Origin of the sequence: Levilactobacillus suantsaii, from assembly GCF_014069315.1 — a bacterium.
GTDB classification, from domain to species: domain Bacteria; phylum Bacillota; class Bacilli; order Lactobacillales; family Lactobacillaceae; genus Levilactobacillus; species Levilactobacillus suantsaii.
The window spans coordinates 2073636-2095534 of sequence record NZ_CP059603.1 but is presented as its reverse complement, the minus strand read 5'-3'; the positions used below and the strand labels follow the sequence as shown (position 1 = coordinate 2095534).

Here is a 21899-nt window from a genome sequence, read left to right as displayed (position 1 = left end):
CTTTATAGCCGTAGTTAATGAACGTATGAAATGGAGATTCTGACGATGGATGATCAACAATACATGATGGCAATTGACGAAGGGACGACCAGTACCCGCGCGATTTTATTTGATCGAAACGGTCAGATCGCGGGTCAGGCCCAGCGGGAGTTTCATCAGTACTTTCCCCAACCGGGATGGGTGGAACACGATGCTAACGAGATTTGGAACGCAGTCCAATCCGTAATTTCGGATGCGCTGATTAATTCTGATGTCCAACCCTACAAGGTGCGGGGCATCGGGATCACCAACCAACGGGAAACCGCGGTGATTTGGGACAAACGGACCGGCGAACCCATCTACCATGCCGTTGTGTGGCAATCTAAACAAACTAGCGCTATTGCTGACCAATTGAAGGCCGATGGTTACACCGAAAAGATTCATCAAAAAACCGGCTTGGTCGTGGACTCGTACTTCTCGGCCACGAAAATCAAGTGGATTTTAGACCACGTCGATGGCGCTCATGAACGGGCCAAGAATGGCGAGTTGTTATTCGGAACGATTGATACCTGGATTCTCTGGAAATTGACGGGCGGGCGGGTCCATGCAACTGACTATACCAATGCCAGTCGGACCATGTTGTTCAATATCCACACGTTGAGTTGGGACCAGGATATTCTGGATTGGTTAGGAATCCCGGCAGCAATGTTGCCAGAAGTGCGCTCGTCATCGGAGATTTATGGGTACACGGCGGGTTATACCTTCTCCGGAGTCCAGGTCCCAATTGCGGGGATCGCGGGAGACCAACAAGCCGCTTTGTTTGGGCAAACAGCCTTTGACCGCGGGATGGTCAAGAACACCTATGGGACCGGGGCGTTCATCATGATGAACACTGGGACGGAACCGACGCTTTCGACCAACGGGTTGCTGACCACGATTGCTTATGGTTTAGACGGTCAGATTAACTATGCACTGGAAGGGTCCATTTTCGTGGCTGGTTCGGCGGTCCAGTGGCTGCGCGACGGGATGCGGTTCTTCGACCATGCCAGTGAATCGGAAAAAATGGCCGTCGATGCTGAGACCACCGGCGGCGTGTATGTCGTGCCGGCCTTTACCGGTCTCGGAGCGCCGTATTGGAATCAAGAAACGCGCGGTGCCGTCTTCGGGTTGACCCGGGGCACCACGCGCGAACAGTTCGTGCGCGCGACCGTAGAAGCCATCGCGTACCAGACGCGGGACGTGGTCGACACCATGACCAAGGAAACCAAACTACCGATGCAGTCCTTGAGTGTTGACGGTGGGGCGGCGAACAATAACTTCTTGATGCAGTTCCAGGCCGACATCTTGAAGACGCCCATCAAGCGGGCGGCCATCAACGAGACCACGGCGCTGGGCGCGGCTTACTTGGCCGGACTAGCGGTCGGCTTCTGGTCCGATATCGATAGTATTCGCAAGATGCACAAGCTACGAGACGAATTCGTGCCGCAAATGGCGGACGACCAACGCGAAAAGTGCTACGCGGGTTGGCAAGCCGCCATCAACGCGACCCAAACATTCCACCAAAACTAATTAAACCTAAGCAAAAAGTGCCAGTGAAACCATCTCCTATGAGCGGAGTCGTTTCGCTGGCACTTTTAAATTGCGTTTAAGGGTTATTATTTTTATTCGGCGACGTCTAAGTGCAGGTAATCTGCCAAATAGTTAGCGAGTCCGTCATGGTCGTTATCCACGGCGGTGACGTCGTTAGCCAATTGCTTGATGGCTGGCGTGGCGTTTTGCATGGCAACCCCCCAGCCGGCGTAGTCGATCATGGCCCGGTCGTTGTGTTCGTCACCAAAGGCGATGATGTTAGCACGCTGCACGTGATAATGGTGGGCTAAGACTTCAACCCCGGTGGCTTTTTGAATGCCCTTGGCCCCTAGTTCCACTACGGAATCGGGGCCACCCCATGGGGCCGCATCGATTTGGTCGTTAAAATTGTGTCGTAGATAACTCAAGAGTTGGTCTTGATGACTCCGGTCGACGGCAATCGTTAGACTAGTCGGGTTTTGGGTCAGAGACTTTTGGTTGAGAATTTGATTGCTCTGCAAAACGGACGGGAAGAAGCCGATTTGGCGGGGCTGGTCCTGCATGGCCAAGAAGAGGTGCTTGCCTTCCGCCGCAATCATTTGAATGCCGAGTTCGGCGCGGTGGGCTAACAGGTCAAAGGCGATGCCCCGGTCGAAAGTGTACTGGTACTCACCAGCCCACTCGTGATGGGGGATATGCCCCAGACTACCGTTGAAGTTAATCATCGGGCCGTCCAGATTTAAATCGTCATAAATATTGGCGGAGAGGCGATTGGGCCGCCCCGTCACGATACTAACCAGGTGTCCCGCCTGGCGTGCGGCCGTTAAGACGGCCTTGGTTTTGGGACTGACTTGGGATTGTTTGTTGAGCGTCGTCCCATCCAGATCAATGGCAATAAGTTTTCGTTCCATTTTCAAAACACCTCACATTTTTGAAATAACTAGTCTTTCTAATCTAACATAAAATGAAACAGTTTGCGACTATTTCAACTAGAGTGTGACCGGGGAAACGGGTATAATGGGAACGGTTGAAACCAAAAAAGAACGTATTTTGTAGAATACAAATAGTTAGTTGTAGCTAACAAGATGGGAGAATAACGGTGAATTTACCAGATGATTTTGTGACGAAATATCAGCACCTTTTAGGTACTGAAGCCCCCGCATTTTTGGCAAGTTTGACGACGGGAACGACGACGGCGGGTTACCGAGTGAACCCGCAACGGCAACTTTCAGCAAAGTTGACGGCGGCACCCCGGGTACCCTATGCGCCTTGGGGTTATTACGGAACGGTCAAGGGACGAAGCTTAGCCCACCAGAGCGGGGCCGTTTACAGTCAGGAACCTAGTGCCATGTTCGTGGGTGCTACAGCGGCACCCCAACCGGGCGAACGGGTCTTGGACCTCTGTGCTGCCCCTGGTGGCAAGACTACGCATCTGGCCAGTTACCTGCAGGGTAGTGGCTTACTGGTCACGAACGAAATCAACCGGAAGCGGGTTCGCGTCTTGGCGGAAAACGTCGAACGGTTCGGAACAGCCAACGCGTTGATCTTAAACGATTCGCCGGACACCCTTAGTCCGATTTTTCCAGATTACTTCGATAAGGTGCTGGTCGATGCACCGTGTTCTGGCGAAGGAATGTTTCGTAAGGACCCAGCGGCGATGGACTACTGGTCCTTGGCGTATGTCGAAGAATGTGCCGCACGGCAACGGGAGATTTTGACCGAGGCCGTAAAAATGGTCAAACCTGGTGGCCAGCTGATTTATTCGACCTGCACCTTTGCCCCGGAAGAAGACGAACAGATGATGGCGTGGGTCTTGAAGACCTTCCCCGAGTTTTCCCTGGTTCCCGTTGAAAAGAGCGGTGGCGTGGTTGATGCACGGCCGGAGTGGGCCGATGGTAATCCAGATTTGAAGCGCGCCGCACGATTGTTCCCGCACTTATTAAAGGGCGAGGGACACTTTGTGGCCAAGCTCCAACGGGCCACCACGGCCGAAGCCAAACGAGTTCACGGCCAAGCCCAGCTGGGGCAGGCTCTGACCGGTGCACAGCGAAAACTCTGGCAAGACTTTGCGCAACAAGTTCTCGGGACGGTCCCCGCGGGTGATTTGGTCACTATCAAGGATCAGTTGTTCCTCACTCCGGCTCAGTTGCCGGCTTTAACTGGTGCGCATGTCTTCCGGCCGGGCTTGCATCTCGGGACTTTCAAGAAGAACCGGTTCGAACCGGCTTATGCCTTGGCATTGGCCAGCGATCCCCAACAGGTTGCCCAAACGCTGACTATCGACAGTGAGCAGTGGCAACAATGGGTTCACGGTGATGCCTTAACGTTAACGACGGCGCCAGCGAAGGGCTGGTACCTACTGACTTGTGACCAGCAACCGGTTGGTTTCGGGAAAGTCGTCCAAAAGACGGTGAAGAACTTCTTTCCAAAAGGCCTGCGATTCACGGTCTACCCGGAAGATTTGACTTAAGTTAGTCCCATGAAAGTAATGGTTACGCTCGCTCCCATGATTGGTGGAAGCGAGCGTTTTTTAGGCGAAAATGATACAAAACGGTTGCCTTCGAGTCGCTCTAAGCGTGTATACTATTTCTCATTGTGCGCCAAAAAGGGTCACCGGTAATGAGGACCGGTGACACGGAAACAAAATTGAGGAGGAGTGGCGAATGAAACGACAATTGAGTGTGGGGACTCAGCGGGCAATCCACGGCGTTTATCGGTTGAGTGATGGCGTCATTCAAAGTTTGAACGTCGTGATGATGGTGGGCGTTACGTTGATCTTAGGGACGATTAGCTTATTCCAACGGCGACGGTAGGACCTCAAATCGGTCGCAACTTGAAGGTAGACGTTATTTTCAGAGAATAACGGTCGGCTTCAGGTGATCATTAACGATTCAACGAGTCCATGAAATATATCACCATTAAAAAACCAGCAAGTGCGATGCCCAGGACAGTAATCTTGGGCACGTGACTTGCTGGTTTTTGTTGGTTATCGTTCGTTGTTTAACTGACGTTGACGCCGGTAATTTTCAAGTTCGGGTGAGAACAAGAGTGGTTGTTGCCGTAGGTCAGCCACGGTGCGGGCCCCGAGAAGGGTCATGATGCGCCGTAGCCCGTCCTGCCAGTTTAAGAGGAATTTTGCGGTGGCGTCCTCGTCCGTTTTCAACAGGTGATGCAGGACTTGCCCGGCACTGCCGACCACCGTGGCCCCTAAAGCTAGCGCCTTGGCGATGTCTAACGGGTTACGGATGCCGCCCGTGGCAATCGTTGTCAAGTCAGGAACTGCTTGGGCTTCCAATAAGGATTCGACCGTGCTTTGGCCCCAATTAGCCAGGTAGTCCAAGTCCTTTTGTGGTCGGCGGAAATTTTCAATGGTCGCAAAATTGGTTCCTCCACGACCGCCTAGATCGACGTAGTGCACGCCCACGGCGGCTAGGCGGGTCAACGTTTCGCGGGCCATGCCGAAACCGACTTCCTTGACGATGACCGGGACGTTTAAAGCCGCCACCGTTTCACCGATGCCATCGAGCCAGTGGAAGGCCCGGTCGCCTTCAGGCATGATCAGTTCCTGAGCGGTGTTCACGTGGAGTTCCAACGCGTCGGCCGCCAACATGTCAACTACCCGCTGCGCCTGAGCGACGGTATGGCCGGCACCCAAGTTAGCGAAAACCAAACCGTCGGGGTTGTTTTCCCGTAACGGCGTAAAAGTCGCAATGGCCCGGTCATCCTTTAAGGCGATACTCTGCGAACCACTAGCAACGGCCATTTTGGTTCTGGCAGCTAGGCGACCTAACTGGGCGTTGACCTGGCCGGTCCGGGGACTGCCACCGGTCATAGCCTCGATTAAGAGGGGGACTGGAAGGGTCAAAGGCCCCAAAGTCGTGGTCAGATCCGTATCGGCCACGCCCATCTCCGGGAAACTTTGGTGTACGAACCGGAGCTGATCAAATTGACTGGTCGCTTGGGACGTGTAAAATTTTTCGGCAAGTGAGAGGTGTTCATCTTTACGGTGAGCGTGTCGTGACAGTTCCATAATGGACTCCTTATTCGATGACGTGATGGACGTTTAATTTCAATGGTTCGATGCCGCGACGTTCCCAATCGTGCAGGAGGTGAGCCAGGTCTTGAGCAGCATTGATGATGACGATCCCGCAATCACCGCCCCCGGCACCGGAAGATTTTGCGGCGCCACCACTATTGACCGCCGTATCACACATCGTCTTGAGCAACTTGGTCTCAATGGTGACGTGGCTGAGGTGGGCCAATTGGTTGAGCAACTGGCGGTTCTTGGTGATTTCACGTTGGATGGCGGATAAGTCACCGTCGTGAAAGCCTTGGATCATGCGGTGTAGGCAATTCTTGCTGGCCTGTAAGAAATCGTGATAGCTTTGGCGCTTAGTTGCCTTGAACAACGCGATGCGGTCAACTAAGTGGGACGTGGAAGCCGGGGTCCCCGTCCAGCCAATCAAGAGGCGTAAGGGGGCTGGGGGCGTCAAGAGTTCGATGTCGAGTCCCGGCCAATCAATGGTCAACAGTTCAGCTAAGCTGAGTTCGCGGCGGGCCGAGGCCAACCAGTCGCGGTCAAAAGCCCGGTAGGCGATCCAACCGCCGTACACGGAGGCCGCAATATCGCCTAATGAACCGTTCCCCTGGACGTCTAAGTGGGCGATGGCCGCCAGTTTGAAGAGGCGGTCTTTGCTCATTTGGATGCCATAAAATTGACAGAGCGCTTTGACCGTGGCGACGGTGACCGCCGCCGAAGAACCCAGGCCGTACTTTTTTCCGTCGACGCTATCGAGTTCACTGTTCACGTTCAAGTGGTACATGTCTAACGGCTTACCCAAGGACTGGGCGTACTGCTCGGTCAAATGAATCGCCGATAGAATATAGTGGAAGGGATTGTCCCGGTTGTCAAAGACCAGTTCGCTTCCCTGGCGTTGCCAGTAGATGGAATTTTCTTGGTACTGCTTAGAGGCGATGCTACCGTAATCGTGGCTCGCTTCGATGGTCACGGTTACGAACTGGTTGAGTGCGACAATAATTGCCGGGTACCCCGGCTCAACGACGGCGTATTCGCCGGCAATATAGAGTTTTCCGGGTGCTTGGGCGGAAATCAAAAAATCAGGTCCCTTCTGCGACGTACGAGTCGCCAATAACTAACATGAAAAATTGTGTAATTGAGTTGATTCTGCTGGATAGTCGATCACAGCCAACTGAGGCCGGGACCGGGATGGGCCACGATGACGCGGTCATGGCCAAAGTCATGGGTGAACCGTGCCGTGATCGCGGCGATGTCTTGAGATTGGCAAAAGACTTTCAGGTTCGGTCCCGCGTCTAAGGTGTAGTAGCAGGCGATGCCCGCGGCACGTAAATCCCGCACGGTCTGCATAGCCGTCAAGGTGGCGCCATTGAAGTAGCTGAACGCTGGGTCGGCGCTTAACGTCAAGGCGTGCATGCGCATGGCGTTACTTTCAAGAATCTCACCGACCTGAGTGAAATCGTGGTCCAGAATAGCCGGCTTGATGGCCGCTAAATCGTGAGCCACGACTTGTTTCCAAGCTGGGTAGTACGGGGAGGTGGCCACGCTGGCTTGCATCCCTTGGCGGGAACTGACCCGCTTTTGGTGCGGATCCAAGACTAGCGCAACGATGGCGACGGGCCAGGTCACTTGTTCCAGCAAAGGTTCGGCGTAAGAAGTAGCATCATTGTGACCAGCGTGCCATTCGACGAAGCCCCCGTAAATGGAGCGGGTGGCGGAGCCGGAACCGCGGCGCGCTAGCCGTGATAAATCCCGGCGACTGAGCGTCAACCCCGCTGCTTGACTAGCCGCGCCAGCCAGGGCCGCAAAGGCCGAGGCCGATGATGCTAAGCCAGCTGCCATGGGTACGTGGTTCGTAGACGTGACCCGAGCGAAGGTGTCCTGCCGGCTTTGCGCGCGCACTAAATCTAAGAGGTGCCGGACCTTTTGGCTGGCCGCTGGGGACAGTCGTTGCTGGTTAACGGTGACCTCGTCGGCGCTCAACGCCGGGTCGAAGGCCACCGTGGTATCCGTATAAAACTGGTCGAGGGTCAACGATAAGCTGCTGGTCTCCGGCAGAATCAAGTGTTGGTCCGCTTTCCCCCAGTACTTGACCAGAGCAATGTTGGTGTGGGCGCGAGCCGTGACGGCTGTCGTCATTTGGACGCCTCCTTTGAGTGGTGAAACGCTTCGGTCCAGGTGGCGGTGGCGCCAGCGGCTAACACGGCATCTTTGACGCGCTGAGCACTTGCTGCGGAGTCACACAGGGCGATAAGACAACCGCCCATGCCGCCCCCGGTCAGTTTAGCGCCTAACGCGCCGGCTTGCAACGCGACCTGAATCAAGCGGTCGAGTTCCGGTGAGCTGACGCCCAAACTGGCGAGTTGGGCTTGCCCCTGGTTCAAAAGTTGGCCGAGCTTGGTAATGGCGCCCGTCTTGAGGGCGTCGCGGGCCGCGTAAGTCAGTTGCCCCAATGTTTCGAGTTGCTGGGTCGTCGCTTGGGGAAAAACGGTCTTGCGGCGGGCCACAGCGGCGACCGCTTGACCCGTCTGGCCTTTAACACCGCTATCGGCGATGACCAGGTACCCTTCAAGGTTGAACGGAATCTGGGTGATTATCTGGTGGGGCAAAAGCCAAATCGGTGTGGCCGAGCTGGCAGTCGCTGCATCGATACCACTGGGATGGCCGTGGGTGACCTTTTCGGCGATACCAGCGGTCGCTAACAGGGTTTCACGGGCCAACGGGCGGTCAAAAAAAGCGTACATCGCCCGGGTGATGGCCACCGCGACGGCGGCTGAGGAACCCATGCCCCGTTCGGCCGGCAAGTCGCTTGTGATAGCCATGTGAAACGGGACGTCATGACCGTGGAACCGGTCTAAAAGGGCGGTGATCAAAGCCACGACGCCGGCTAAATGGTGATTCAACTGAGCGATGGGCCCGTCAAAGTACCGACTGGACAAGGTCTGTCCACTCGGAATCGAGGTCATCACGACGTGCGTATTTACCGAGGGGAGTGGGAGGGCGATGGCCGGTTGACCATAGACCACACTGTGATCCCCGATAAGAATTATTTTGGCATGACTCATGCCGGTGCCCGTTCGAGACAAACTAATCGCTCGCTTTCTATCTGAATTTATCTACCAGAATATCATACTCTACTGCTAGTTATTGCGCTAGTTTTGCCCGTCAAAATTCCGAAATGAGCGAAAAATTAACGTTTTCTATAAGATTTGGCGCCAATATGGACGAAAATTGCCGCAAAATACGTCGAAGTGAAGCGTAGCGCTCGGGGGTGAAGTGGTGTATCATAGTGCCAGTTATAATCGCATTTGTGCAGAAATTGGTGAGCAGACATGGATCAAGACACGGTCTACGCGGTCGTTGATATCGAAACGACCGGTACCAGTGTGCAAGATGGCGATCGCATCATCCAAATTGGGTGTGTCTTCGTCCAGCATAATCAAATTATCAACCACTTTACGACTGACGTGAATCCACTCCGCGAGATTCCGGCAGCCATTTCCCGGTTAACGGGGATCAGCAACCAGCGGGTCCGACACGCACCGTTGTTCGATGATGTGGCCGGGACCCTTTACAGTCTCTTGACGGATACGGTCTTCGTGGCGCACAACGTCAACTTCGACTTGCCGTTCGTCAACGCCGAACTTGCCCGGGTCGGGTATCCGGAACTAGACATTGAAGCCCTCGACACGGTCTCGTTGAGTCAGATTCTCTTACCGACGGCGGCTAGCTTTCGGTTGCGGGACTTGAGTGGTCTGTTTAACATCGAACACGACAGCCCGCATTCGGCGGATAGTGATGCCAGCGCGACCGCGGAACTTTTTATTTTTCTTTTCCGGCGCTTACGGGCGTTGCCGCTGGTGACCTTACACCAGATGATTGCCTTAAACGCCAGTCTACCGCGGCAGACCGCGACGCTTTTTCGCGTGGCGTTAGCGCTGAATACGCAGCAACCACGGAAATTACCGGACTACCTATACGTGAAGAACGGTCTGGCCTTACGGCGGGCTGAACCGGCGGTGCCAACACCACTAACGGCTCCGACTAAATATCCCAAGACCAAAAAGCAGAAGCAAAAGCTGATGCCCCAAAACTTGGAATGGCGTCCGGAACAGGCGAAGATGATGAATTACATCTATAATAACTACGCCCATGCTGACCAGCACCCGGTCAAACAAATGGTGGTCGAAGCCCCCACGGGAATCGGGAAGAGTCTGGGGTACACGCTTCCCATGGCCTATTTGGGCCAGACTGGCCGGCCAGTAGTCATCAGTACGGCCACGACGCTCTTGCAGGAACAATTAATGGAACAAACGCTTCCATTATTACGGCAGATTGTGCCGTTTCCCATCAACGCCACAATAGTTAAGGGCAGTCGCCACTACCTGGACTTACAGCGTTTCGCTGGAACGCTCGCGTTGAACGAAAGCTCCAAGCAAACCCAATTGTTGAAGCTACGGTTGTTGGTCTGGTTGACCATGACCACTACTGGTGATCTTGATGAGTTGCACCTGGCAACGTATCGCGCCCCGTACTTTCAAGAGATCGTCCACGAAGGCACGGTCACTGAAGACAACCCGTTCTATGATGATGACTTCTTACGGCGACGGGATCAACAACTCAGTCAGGCCCAGTTCGTCATCGTCAACCACGCCTATCTAAGTGAGCATGCGGCCGACTTAGGTCACCAACTTGACCGCCCGTACCTGGTCATCGATGAAGCCCAACACCTGCCGGATAGTACGCTGCGGCAACGACGACGGCGGGTCAAATTTGCCAAAATCATCAACGAATTACACCACATCCAGCGCGATATCAGCCGGGAGATGGGGCCTAGCTTGCTGACGCTGTTCGCCGCCGACCAGGAGACACAAGCGACGCTGACGCACTTGTTGCACAGTAGTGAACGGGTCGAAAAGGCACTGGTCACCGTGGTCAATCAGCTCTTCTTGAACTTTTTGGCGGCTAAACGTGGTAACGCGCAGAACACTACCATCGAAGAGCTAGTCAGCGCCGACGACTTGGCCCATAACGGACAGCAACTCCACACAGCGTTGACCCAGATTAAAAATGGGGACACCCAACTATTAGTCCAATTAGGCGTCATTCGTCAGCGCTTCGACCAAGAACACGAACGCTTCGTGGCTTCTCAACGCTACCTCTTCGAACAACTCGATACCCGCGTCCACTTGGTCGATGAGCTGTTGCAACGACTGCTCGGTATCTTTCAGGAAGCGACGGAACAAGATGCCAGCAGCTTGTTTTGGGTCACCATCAACCACGTGGGTGACCGGGGGAGTTTGGAACTGGCTAGTGGCTTACTGGCGACGCAGGGTTTTTTGCGTCAGCAGATCTATGCGGCCTTTCAACCGGTCTTACTCACCGGAGCGACGTTGTTTTCCTCTGGCCGTTCGCAGTACGTGTTGGATCAGTTTGACCTCGACCGCGAGGACACGGTGACCCACCGGATGCGTAGTAGTTTCGACTACGCCACGCAGGCCCAACTCCTGTTGGCCGATTCGGGGCCGAACCTGACGCGGGTGGCACCGGCAGATTACGTGACCTATTTGACCACGGCACTGACCCAGTTGGCTGGTGCCGTGCATAAGCAGACACTGATCCTGTTCAATTCCTTAAATGTCATCGAGCAGGTCTACGACCAACTGATCCACCAACCAGAATTCGCCCGCCGCGAGATCTTAGCCCAAGGTATCAGTGGCAGTCGGGAACGGATGACCAAACGTTTCGTGACCGGCCATGACTCGATTCTCTTGGGGGCGGCTAGCTTCTGGGAGGGTATTGATTTACCGGCAGACCAGTTGGAGCTCCTGATTGTCACGCGCCTGCCGTTCGATTCGCCTGACCGGGTCTTTGTCAAGGCCAACTACGCGCGATTGGAAGCGGCGGGGAAGAACCCGTTTTATAACGCCGCCTTGCCCGCAGCTACGTTACGCCTGCGCCAGGGGGTCGGTCGCTTGATTCGGACGCCGCAAGACCGTGGGGCCGTGGTCATCTTGGACCAACGACTAGTGGAGCGGCAGTACGGTAAGAGTATTTTACGCGCCTTACCCAAAGATTTGACGCCGGTCACGGGAGATGTCGGCGAGTTGACCCAGGCACTGGTTAAATTTTTTGAAAAGGATTCCCCAGACTCGGTCGACCCCGCTTGAAATTTGATATAATTGAAAATGATTGAATCTAAGTGAATAAGGGAGTACGGACAAATTGATGAGACAACAGTACCAACGGCGCCGGCGACCCCGGCATTGGGTGTTAATCGGGGTCTTGGTGGTGATTCTCGTGTTGCTTTTGGGTGGGGGTTACTTAATCCACCGAGCGACCGATCCGTTTAACCAGGCCCAGACGCACGCCGAAAAGGTCGCCCGCCAAAAGGGCCATTTGACCAAAACGACGCACTTCTACTGGACCAATCTTGACACGACCTACTACACGGTCGCCGGGCAAAACAAGGCTAAACAGTCGGTTTACGCCATCGTGCCAAAGTCCAGTAAAGCCGACGTGACGGTGCTCAAGAAAAAAGACGGCATGTCACGCAACGTGGCGTTGAAGCGTGTTTGGCAACGCAACCCCAAGAAGGTTTTGTCGGCGGCACTCAGCTTGTTTAACGGCAAACCTGCTTGGCAAATCAGCTACCTAAGTAAGAGTGGTAAGTTGTGTTACCTGACGTTACAATATAGTAATGGTAAAGTGTTACAACAAATTTCGAATCTTTAAGGTTTAGAATCTGAGGAGGTTACCTATGAAACAGTTAGCTCAACGTGCTAGAGCCGTGCAACCCTCGGCCACCTTACAAGCATCCCAACGCGCCAAAGCTTTGGCCGCCAGTGGAGTGGATGTCATCAACTTGGGGGTCGGTCAACCCGATTTCCAAACACCGGCGCCCATTAAAGCGGCCGCTAATCAAGCTATCCAGGCCGACAAAGTCGATGGTTACACCGCCACCACGGGAATCGCACCCTTGCGTCAAGCCGTGGCTGACCACTTGCAGGCCACGCAAAACGTCATGGTGACGACCGACCAAGTGGTCGTGACTACCGGGGCCAAAATGGCACTGTACGCGCTGTTTCAGGTCCTGCTCGATCCCGGTGATGACGTGTTGTTACCGTCCCCGTACTGGGTCAGTTACGCCGAACAGGTGCGCTTAGCCGGCGGGAACGTCCTCGAAGTTGCACCCACGGCCGACCTCAAGGTGACACCCGAACAATTAGCAGGGGCCGTGACGGCTAACACCAAAGCTCTGGTCTTGAATTCGCCACAAAATCCGTCGGGGGTGGTCTACACGCCCGCGGAATTAAAGGCGATTGGTGACTGGGCGGTGGCGCATGACCTTTGGATCGTCTCCGATGAGATTTACGGGGACTTGGTCTACGACCGGCCGGCCCCAGAACCGTCTATGTTGACGTTGAGCGATGCCATTACCGACCATACTATCGTCATCAACGGGGTCTCGAAGACTTACGCAATGACCGGTTGGCGTATCGGCTGGGTGATTGGGCCTAAGGTCGTTACCGCGGCCTTGGGTAAGGTCTTGTCTCACATGACCGGAAACCCCGCGGCGGTCAGCCGGTACGCGGCATTGAACGCCTTGACCGGTGACCAACAATCGGTGGCAACCATGAATGCCAGTTTCCAGGAACGGTTGGATTTGATTTACCCCTTGCTAACAGCATTGCCCGGGTTTAAACTGGCCACTAAGCCGGCCGGGGCGTTCTACCTGTTCCCCGACGTGAGCGCGGCCATGACGAAGAAACACTGCGCGACAGCTAGTGAATTCGTGGGTCGCGTGCTCGACGAGGCCCACGTGGCGGTGGTGTCGGGTGAAGCGTTTGGCTTACCGCACCATATCCGCTTAAGTTACGCGGCGGATCGCGACCAATTGCTGACGGCGATGGCGCGGCTAAAGACGTTTATGGAAGCTTAAACGTTTCAAAACGAATTTGAATGAAAATGGACAAACGGTCGGGCGCTCAGAGAGGTCCGGCCGTTTGCCCGTGATGGGAGGACTATTCATGGATGAGTTTACACGACGCTATATGCAGGCGGGTCAGACCAGTGTGGCCAACTTTTTGATTGACCATTTCCAAGAGGTGGGGATGACCACGGACCAACTATTGGTCTACCTCCAATTGAAGCGCTGGTTGGACCGGGGTGACTACCTGCCCGAAAGTGACGTCTTGGCCCGCAACCTAGGCTGGGACACCAAGCGGGTCTTCGAGGTCTTGCACGAGATGATCGCCCAAAAGCTGATGACCATCAACACGGTGACCAATGACCAGGGACGCAAGGTGGACCGTTATGACTTTCAACTGTTAGATGAAAAGTTGAGTCAAGTGCCAGACCAGTCATCTCCCACGGTAACCCCGACTAGTGCGGCGACGACCAGTGCGGACCAACAACCGGCGGCCCCCGCGGCTTCTTCACGGGCAACGGTCTTTAATCAGATTGAGACTGAATTTGGGCGGACTTTGTCTCCCATTGAGATGGAGACCGTCAGTCAGTGGCTCGATGAGGACCATTACCGTCCAGAATTGGTCCAGTTGGCCTTACGTGAGGCCGTCTTGAACCAGGCGTACAGCCTGAAGTACATGGACCGTATCCTGCTGAACTGGGAGAAGAAACATTTGACCAGTGCGGCACAGGTCCAGCGCGAACGTGAGAAGCAAGCGCCCCGGCGGAACACTAAGACCAACGAACCTAACCAGCCCAGTCAACCGCATTTTGACTTTAAAATTTATAAATTGACCGATGACTAGTGACAATCGGTGATTGGCGTCGTGTACCCGGAAAAGGTGCGCGGCGTTTTTTAGTTGCCTTCGAGTAGGTGGAAGGGGGTAAGCTAGAATTTGTGGCGGGTTAACGGCCCGCACGTGGTTGCGGGGAGTCATGTTTGTCGCTTGCAAACGGTTTATTTGATAAACTAGCGGGGATGAAGACCAGCACCCATGACTTGATTAGGAGGCAACAACTTATGAAAACAGCAGTATTTGTGAAACCCGGTGAGATGACCGTCGAAGACCGGCCGATGCCGGAGATCAAGGAACCAACGGACGCCGTGTTAAAGATTGTGCGGGCTTGCGTCTGTGGGTCTGACTTATGGTGGTACCGGGGCATCAGTGACCGGCCGCATAATAGTCCCGCGGGCCACGAAGCGATCGGTATCGTCGAAAAGGTGGGCTCAGCCGTCAAAGATGTGCAACCCGGCGACTTCGTAATTGCCCCCTTCACCCACGGCTGTGGCCACTGTGCCGCTTGCCTGGCGGGTTTTGATGGGGATTGTTTGAATGCGGAATCCGACGGTGAAATCGTGGGTTACCAGGGTGAATACCTCCGTTTTCGTAACGCGGCCTGGGCTTTGGTCAAGGTACCGGGGCAACCTGGTGATTACACGGATGACCAGTTGAACGACTTGTTGACGTTGTCTGACGTGATGGCCACCGGTTACCACGCTGCAACGAGCGCCGAAGTGCACCAAGATGATACCATCGTCGTGATGGGCGACGGCGCTGTAGGCTTGTGTGGTGTGATTGCGGCCAAGTTGTTGGGCGCTAAGCGGATCATTGCGATGAGTCGTCACGCCGACCGCCAGGCACTGGCTAAGGAATTTGGTGCAACGGACGTGGTTCCGGAACGGGGCGATGACGCGGTCAAAGCGGTCATGGCCTTAACTGACGGTGCCGGCGCTGATGCGGTGCTGGAATGTGTCGGCACGGAGCAATCCGTCGACACGGCGGTCAAGGTCGGCCGTCCGGGCGCGATTGTAGGCCGGGTCGGTGTACCGCAAAAAGCGGACATGAACACCAACAACCTATTCTGGAAGAACATCGGGTTACGGGGCGGTATCGCCGCGGTGACCACGGATGACCGGCAGACCTTACTCAAGGCCGTGTTGGATGGCGAGATTCATCCTGGGAAAGTGTTCACGCAACGCTTTAGTTTGGATGAGATTCAGAAGGCCTATGAAGCGATGGACCAGCGGAAAGCGATTAAGTCGTTGCTGGTGGTGAGTAGAGCGACGAATAACTAGATAATGTAAGGTGGGGTCAAAAAATCATATTTTGGTTTTTTGACTCTTTTTTGTTATGAGAAGTCTATAATGTTGTGGAAATTTCTTCTTGAAAGATTCAAGGGAACAGTTTTAAGACGTTAAATTTAGAAAATAGTAGATGAAATTGAATATGACTACACAAGCTGTATGGTACACTAAAGGTGTTAATAAAAAAGCGTATGGAATTAAGTAGTCAAAGAAAGTTATCTTGATCCCCAATAGTCATTGTCCACAGGTCCCTTAATTGAGAATATTGAGGAGGATGATGACGAGGATAGGTTTACTAGCGGTTGACATCAAGTTCTCATAAATTAATAGAAACCGTTTCAACAAATGGCGTTATTACGCCATTTGTTATACTTGATACTATGATGGTTTACTTTAAATGATATTTTGATGAGTATATGATGGCTTCAGATGCATGGTAAATCTATAAGGTCAAAACCCTTATGTGCACGAACTCCATCGATTGACCAGCTTCAGATGCATGGTAAATCTATAAGGTCAAAACCCCAGATTCCCGTTGTAAGACAACGCGGCGCGCTTCAGATGCATGGTAAATCTATAAGGTCAAAACCCCGACCCCGTGGCGACTATGACCCACGTCTCGCTTCAGATGCATGGTAAATCTATAAGGTCAAAACCGACTAGATGGGACAGGTATCTTTGTGTCTTGCTTCATATGCATGGTAAATCTATAAGGTCAAAACCCACAGACATGGGCTTTATGTTTAGCTCGGAGCTTCAGATGCATGGTGAATCAGTAAGATCAAACCACCGATGTGGAATGATTCAGTAGTTATGATTTTTGGATGCATGGTAAATTTACTTAGAAATGTTCAGTATGGTTAAAAATGGCTTTAGTAGTCGGCATTTGGTCGGATTATTAAAGCCATTTTTTGATAATCTAAAAATTTAAAGGGAGTTTCTAGTTAAGAAAGTTGCGGAAATTAAGATACAAGTGTAATTATTATTGTTCAAATTTAACAGCTAAAATAAAATAGTTCTAGACAGATTGAAATGGGGCGCGCTAAACTATAATCAGTAGCTGATATGGAGATTTTAAATCGGGTAAAAGGGGCAATTATAATGGGAAAAAAGTACGGAATCGGGTTAGATATTGGAACGAGTTCCATTGTTTGGTCCGTTGTGGATGAATCTGGTCATTTAATTCGTGTCAAAGGCCAAACGGGATTAGGTGTCCGGTTGTTTCATGAAGGACAAACAGCTGAGGAACGACGAACTTTTCGGACAACTCGACGGCGATTGAGTCGTCGGAGATGGCGGCTACGGTTATTGCGCGAACTATTTGATGCTCCAATTTCAGCAATTGACAAAAATTTTTTTGCACGTCAGAAACTATCCAGTTTATCACCGCAGGACAAGTACTTTGCTAGTCCATATCATCTTTTAGATAATCGTTCGGATCAAGATTTTTATCAACAATATCCAACGATTTACCACTTGCGGCAAGCATTGATGACCAATAAAAGGCAATTTGATTTACGTGAAATCTACTTAGCAATTCATCATATCGTGAAATATCGAGGGAACTTTTTGTCCAGTGGGACTGCCAAAGATTTTAAACCTGGCGAGTTAAAACTAGAAACTTATTTTGAAACGTTGAATGCTCAATTAGCAATTCTTTTTATAGATGAACCAATCCAGTTACCTTCATTAAATTGGGATGAATTAGTGACTCTATTGACTGATACTAGTCAGTCGCGGAATGACCGTCAAAAAGCGGTGTAAAACAATTGATGGCGAATGGTGATTCTCAATGGAAAAAATTTTATACGGCTTTCACCAAGGCAATTTTAGGATTAAAAGCCCAAGTAGGGTTACTTGTGGGTATCCAGGATGCTACAGATATTAAAACATTAACGTTTAGTCTAGACAGTCTTGAAGACCACCAAGAAGATATGACAGCATTGTTGTCAGACGAACAAGTACAGTTTATAGACTTACTGGCAAAATTATATGCAGCACTGCAACTGACAATCATTATTCCAGATGGACAGACGTTTTCCGGGCAAATGGTCAAGACTTATGAAATCGGCAAATTACAAGTTTAATCCGAACAAGCCCGGAATCTTTCAATGGCAGTCTGTTGATGATGTATTTTTAATGGTCGTTGATTAATTAGTTCAAGTGCTGCTAGGATCTCATCAGTCGTTACTTGGCTAAAATTGGTCTTTTTCGGGAAGAACCAGCGTAACCGTCTATTAAAATATTCATTGGAACCTCGCTCCCATGGTGAATATGGATGGCAAAAATAAACTTTGATCTGATAATCCTGTTCTAAGGCCTGATAATTGGCAAACTCTTTACCATGATCAACAGTAATGGATTTTACTTGGGGACCGAAGGCCCCCATAAACTTGCCAAAGGCGGTGTTTAGAGCCTTAGCCGTTCTATTAGGGGCTTTGATGGCCCATAGAAGTCGGGTCTTACGTTCTACGAATGTAACCAGACATGATCGTGACTCACTTCGACTAGAAAGCACCGTATCTACTTCCCAATGACCAAAAGCTAACCGTTGATTAACAGTTGTTGGCCGTTGTTCGATGGAAGTCCCACTTGTAAATTTCCCACGATTTTCGCTCACTCGGTGCTGGCGGACATTCCGATTGGGTAGATCAGTCAATTTGAAGGGGAGCCAGCCACGATTAAGCCAATTATAAATTGACGCAGTGCTCAAGTTATAAGCGGCCGCAATGATTTCTGGTGACCAGGTTAATCGTAAGTGATTGGTAATTAAAGTCGCTAATGCTGCCGTCAGCATCGAACGACGACCGCAATTCCGCCTTTTGCGATCTGCATCTTGCTGAGCTAATTCTGGATCATAAGGTTTAACCCGGTCCAACTCATAGCTAATCGTAGCTTTGGCGACGCCTAAGGCGTCAGCCATTACTTGGTAAGATTTATTCCCCTCATTGACCAGTTGTGCTAGTGCGCCACGTTGAAAACGTGATAAAGTAGATGTACCCAAAGTAATCACTCCCTATATTGGTTGGAATTAGCTACTACCATTGTAAGTGATTGCTTGGGGCTTTTTAATTTCTGTTCGGATTAATTATAGAATTTGCCAATCCATAAAAGACAGTTAAAAGATTATAAGACGTATATTGCTGAGTTAACAGATTATGGTCAACGAATGACATTAAAAAAAGCTTATGATGATTACATTGACAACGGATTGCCTCAGGTGGATTTTTACAAAAAGATTAGTTCAGTTTTGAAGAAGCAGGAAACGTTATCAAAATTAGGACAATCAATTCAAATTGCTGTTGAACAAGAAGAATTTTTGCCAAAGCAGCGGTCAAAGACCAATATTGCAATTCCATATCAAGTTCAACAGCAAGAACTAGATCAAATTATTGAAAACCAATCCCGGTACTACCCATGGCTAAAAACACCAAATCCGGTAACGAAACGACGGAAAATGGCACCATATAAGTTAGATGAGTTAGTTTGCTTTCGTGTGCCTTATTACGTTGGTCCATTGGTACAACCTGACCCCAAGAATGCCACGAAAGAAACCAAATTTGCTTGGATGACGCGGCAAAATCCTCAATCCACCGTGCCAATCACGCCGTGGAATTTTGATCAACAAGTCGACCGGCAGGCTTCAGCTAATGCGTTTATTCAGCGTATGAAAACAACGGATACTTATTTAATTGGCGAAGACGTCATTCCGAAGAATAGTCTCTTATATCAACGATATGAGGTCCTTAATGAACTGAATAATGTTCGGGTTAACGGAGAACTCCTAGCACCGAAAAAGAAGCAACGCATCTATCATCAGCTCTTCATAGCGGCTAAAAAAACAACCGTTACAATCAAAGACCTGCAAAATAATTTGATAGCTAATGGGGACGTTGATAAGCAACCAGAGATTAAGGGCTTGGCGGATCCAAAACGGTTTTTAAGTCGCTTGTCTACGTACCATGATTTGCAAAAGATTATCCCAGAGGCGCTAGAACAACAAGAACGACAAGCAGATATTGAAAAAATAATCAATTGGTCAACTGTATTTGAAGATGCCAAGATTTTTAAAGAGAAATTACAAGAGGTTACTTGGCTAACTCCTACACAGATTCGCCAATTGAATCAGCATCGCTATCGTGAATGGGGACAGTTCTCAGAAAAGCTTTTATTAGGAATTCATGATAAGCAAGGGCGAAATATTATGGACCTATTATGGCAGACAACTGATAATTTCATGCAGATTGTTCGCCGTCCAGAGTTTCAGCGGTCAATAGCAACAATTAATCAGCAAGATTTAAATCAACAAAACTTGCAACAAAACATCAATGAGCTGTATACCTCACCACAAAATAAAAAGGCGATTCGACAGGTCCTATTGGTTGTGGCGGATATTCAAGAAGCCATGCATGGGGTAGCACCGAGTTGGCTATTTATTGAAGCAGCACGAGGTGCTGACCAGCGGCCACAGCGGACAAATTCACGGCAAGCTCAATTAGTAGAAGCTTATGGGACTAGTGCTGCTCATGAATTAGTTGACGAAGCAGTTCGTCAACGATTAGTTTCGGCGAATGAAAATCTTCAGCATTTTTCAGATAAATTGGTCTTGTATTTTCAACAAAATGGACGAGATATTTACACTGGCAAAGCATTGAATCCGGATTCCGAGATCTTTTCAAATTATCACATTGATCATATTATTCCCCAAAATGTAATCAAAGATGATTCGATTGATAATCGAGTCTTAACTTTAAATGCAGTTAATGAAAAGAAAGGGCCTCACGTTCCGATTATCTTTAAAAAGTCTCAGGAAGGCTTCTGGCGTAGATTGCACCAGGTAGGGTTAATTTCTCGACGTAAATTGGAAAATCTGTTGACAACTCCTGAAGATATCGACCGTCACGCAATACGGTTTGTTGCCCGTCAATTAGTAGAAACGCGTCAAGTCATCAAACTGGTTACGGCCATTTTAAGTCAACAATATGATCCGGAAATCACTAAACTTGTGTCAATTAAAGCCGGATTGTCCCATCAGTTTCGGGAGAAGTTGAAGTTACCGAAGTTGAGGGAATTAAACGATTATCATCATGCTCACGATGCTTATTTAGCCGCCCGAATTGGAACCTATCTTCTTCAACGATATCCTAAATTGGAATCTTTCTTTGTTTATGGAAAATATAAAACAACAAAATTCGATTTACGACGTCATTTTAATTTTATTGAACAGATTATTGGTGGAGATTCTGAGAAAAATCGAGAAATAGAGAATCCAGAGACGCACCAGATAATTTGGAACAAGCAAGATGAAATTGAGTATGTTGAGTGGGTTATGGGGTTAAAACGACTATTGGTGACACATGAAGTTTATGACAATCATGGTGCAATGTTTGATCAGACAATTTATTCAGCTAAAACAGCGAAGAATAAAAAGCTTATTCCCCGAAAATTGAATCAACCGATAGAACTTTATGGTGGTTTTAGTGGAGAAAAAACGAGCTATCTGGCTATTGTACGGCTACTTGATAAAAAAGCCCCTTACTACCAAGTTGTGCGGGTTCCTACTCGTTTAAGCGGCCAACTAGAGAAACTTGACGATTTAGGGAAAAGAACGCTACTTCGTCAATGGTTTACACCAATGTTTACGACCAAGAAAGGTAAACAACGCACTTTTGAAATTGTGGCACCACATGTGTATTTGGAACAACCGATTATTGATCAGGTTAACGGCCAGCGCCATCGTTTTGGCTTAGGAACAGACACCTATTATCATAATCAGCAACAATTAGTTTTATCGCTAGAAACGCAACGAAACTTGATAAATAAAGGAGCCACGGATACTGATTTAGATAGTTCTTATATGGCAGCCTATTATGAAATTTGTAAGCAAGTCGAACGATATTTCCCACTATATGATATGAACAAGTTTAAAGAACAATTGATAGCAGCTGAGGGTAGCTTTAAAGAATTATCCACGCATTCAAAAAAAGATGAAAAAGGGAACTTGATTCTTGGTAAACGAGAGGTACTCATGCAAATTCTTCAAGGTTTGCATGCCAATGCCACTATCGTTAATTTGAATAATATTGGTTGCACAAGGTATTTTGGTCAGTTGCAGGTTCCCGGAGGATTAAAGCTAACAGAACAAGCAATTCTTATTCATGAATCACCAACAGGATTATTTCGGCGACTTGTTCGTTTAAATGATATGTAAAAAAACGGCTAGCCACATTTTATAACGTGACTAGCCGTTTCAATATGTAT

The 21899-nt window shown here is 50.2% G+C and carries 17 protein-coding genes and 1 CRISPR repeat array; of the genes, 11 read left to right on the top strand and 6 right to left on the bottom strand.

From position 1 onward, the window contains the following. The first annotated feature begins 45 nt into the window (after positions 1-45). Complete coding sequence (gene glpK, locus H3M12_RS09710; RefSeq protein ID WP_129031600.1) at positions 46-1548, top strand: glycerol kinase GlpK; 1503 nt, start codon at positions 46-48, stop codon at positions 1546-1548. Positions 1549-1640: 92 nt separating this feature from the next. On the opposite strand, the gene H3M12_RS09705 is transcribed toward glpK, so the two are convergent. Then, entirely contained in the window at positions 1641-2459 is an 819-nt protein-coding gene (locus H3M12_RS09705; protein ID WP_129031599.1) for a Cof-type HAD-IIB family hydrolase, read from the bottom strand. Between the two features lie 188 nt (positions 2460-2647). On the opposite strand from H3M12_RS09705, the gene H3M12_RS09700 reads away from it, so the two are divergent. Next, on the top strand, positions 2648-4018 hold the full coding sequence (locus tag H3M12_RS09700; RefSeq protein WP_129031598.1) for an RsmF rRNA methyltransferase first C-terminal domain-containing protein: 1371 nt from the start codon (positions 2648-2650) through the stop codon (positions 4016-4018). A 193-nt stretch (positions 4019-4211) separates the two neighbouring features. Continuing rightward, positions 4212-4361 (top strand): hypothetical protein, encoded by a 150-nt coding sequence (locus H3M12_RS09695; protein WP_170954937.1) that lies wholly within the window; start codon positions 4212-4214, stop codon positions 4359-4361. Between the two features lie 173 nt (positions 4362-4534). Here the strand turns inward: H3M12_RS09695 and fni are convergent, their stop codons facing one another. The 4 genes from fni to mvk form a co-directional block, all read right to left on the bottom strand. Next, complete coding sequence (fni, locus tag H3M12_RS09690) at positions 4535-5578, bottom strand: type 2 isopentenyl-diphosphate Delta-isomerase (protein WP_182150677.1); 1044 nt, start codon at positions 5576-5578, stop codon at positions 4535-4537. Between the two features lie 10 nt (positions 5579-5588). Continuing rightward, the gene (locus tag H3M12_RS09685) at positions 5589-6662 is read right to left on the bottom strand and encodes a phosphomevalonate kinase (protein ID WP_129031596.1); all 1074 of its coding nucleotides are present in this window, start codon (positions 6660-6662) and stop codon (positions 5589-5591) included. 86 nt (positions 6663-6748) lie between these two features. Next, positions 6749-7723: a diphosphomevalonate decarboxylase gene (mvaD, locus tag H3M12_RS09680; RefSeq protein WP_129031595.1), complete on the bottom strand. Its 975-nt coding sequence runs from the start codon at positions 7721-7723 to the stop codon at positions 6749-6751. Then, positions 7720-8649, bottom strand: coding sequence for a mevalonate kinase (mvk, locus tag H3M12_RS09675; protein ID WP_129031594.1), 930 nt, complete (start codon positions 8647-8649; stop codon positions 7720-7722). The genes mvaD and mvk overlap by 4 nt, the downstream gene beginning before the upstream one ends. A gap of 267 nt (positions 8650-8916) precedes the next feature. Here mvk and H3M12_RS09670 point away from each other — a divergent pair, with 267 nt between their 5' ends. The 7 genes from H3M12_RS09670 (at position 8917) to H3M12_RS09640 (ending at position 17725) form a co-directional block, all read left to right on the top strand. Continuing rightward, positions 8917-11754, top strand: coding sequence for a helicase C-terminal domain-containing protein (locus H3M12_RS09670; protein ID WP_182150676.1), 2838 nt, complete (start codon positions 8917-8919; stop codon positions 11752-11754). Positions 11755-11812: 58 nt separating this feature from the next. Then, positions 11813-12319: a cell wall elongation regulator TseB-like domain-containing protein gene (locus H3M12_RS09665; RefSeq protein ID WP_129031592.1), complete on the top strand. Its 507-nt coding sequence runs from the start codon at positions 11813-11815 to the stop codon at positions 12317-12319. Between the two features lie 25 nt (positions 12320-12344). Next, positions 12345-13526 carry a pyridoxal phosphate-dependent aminotransferase gene (locus H3M12_RS09660; protein WP_182150675.1) on the top strand — a complete coding sequence of 394 codons (1182 nt, stop codon included), beginning with the start codon at positions 12345-12347 and terminating at the stop codon, positions 13524-13526. An 88-nt stretch (positions 13527-13614) separates the two neighbouring features. Then, on the top strand, positions 13615-14358 hold the full coding sequence (locus H3M12_RS09655; RefSeq protein WP_129031590.1) for a DnaD domain-containing protein: 744 nt from the start codon (positions 13615-13617) through the stop codon (positions 14356-14358). Between the two features lie 215 nt (positions 14359-14573). Next, the gene (locus tag H3M12_RS09650; RefSeq protein WP_129031589.1) at positions 14574-15629 is read left to right on the top strand and encodes a zinc-dependent alcohol dehydrogenase family protein; all 1056 of its coding nucleotides are present in this window, start codon (positions 14574-14576) and stop codon (positions 15627-15629) included. 431 nt (positions 15630-16060) lie between these two features. Further along, positions 16061-16428: a CRISPR direct-repeat array (repeat unit 37 nt; unit sequence GCTTCAGATGCATGGTAAATCTATAAGGTCAAAACCC). A gap of 311 nt (positions 16429-16739) precedes the next feature. After that, positions 16740-17402 (top strand): type II CRISPR RNA-guided endonuclease Cas9, encoded by a 663-nt coding sequence (gene cas9, locus H3M12_RS09645; protein ID WP_182150674.1) that lies wholly within the window; start codon positions 16740-16742, stop codon positions 17400-17402. Between the two features lie 8 nt (positions 17403-17410). Continuing rightward, positions 17411-17725 carry a CRISPR-associated endonuclease Cas9 REC1/REC2 domain-containing protein gene (locus tag H3M12_RS09640; protein ID WP_129031587.1) on the top strand — a complete coding sequence of 105 codons (315 nt, stop codon included), beginning with the start codon at positions 17411-17413 and terminating at the stop codon, positions 17723-17725. Here H3M12_RS09640 and H3M12_RS09635 read toward each other — a convergent pair. Beyond that, positions 17722-18642, bottom strand: a complete 921-nt coding sequence (locus tag H3M12_RS09635) for an IS30-like element ISLsa1 family transposase (protein WP_182150673.1) — start codon at positions 18640-18642, stop codon at positions 17722-17724. The genes H3M12_RS09640 and H3M12_RS09635 overlap by 4 nt on opposite strands. Positions 18643-18735: 93 nt before the next feature. Between H3M12_RS09635 and cas9 (H3M12_RS09630) the strand changes: the two genes are divergently transcribed. Further along, on the top strand, positions 18736-21849 hold the full coding sequence (gene cas9 / locus H3M12_RS09630) for a type II CRISPR RNA-guided endonuclease Cas9 (RefSeq protein ID WP_129032532.1): 3114 nt from the start codon (positions 18736-18738) through the stop codon (positions 21847-21849). The last annotated feature ends 50 nt before the right edge of the window (positions 21850-21899 follow it).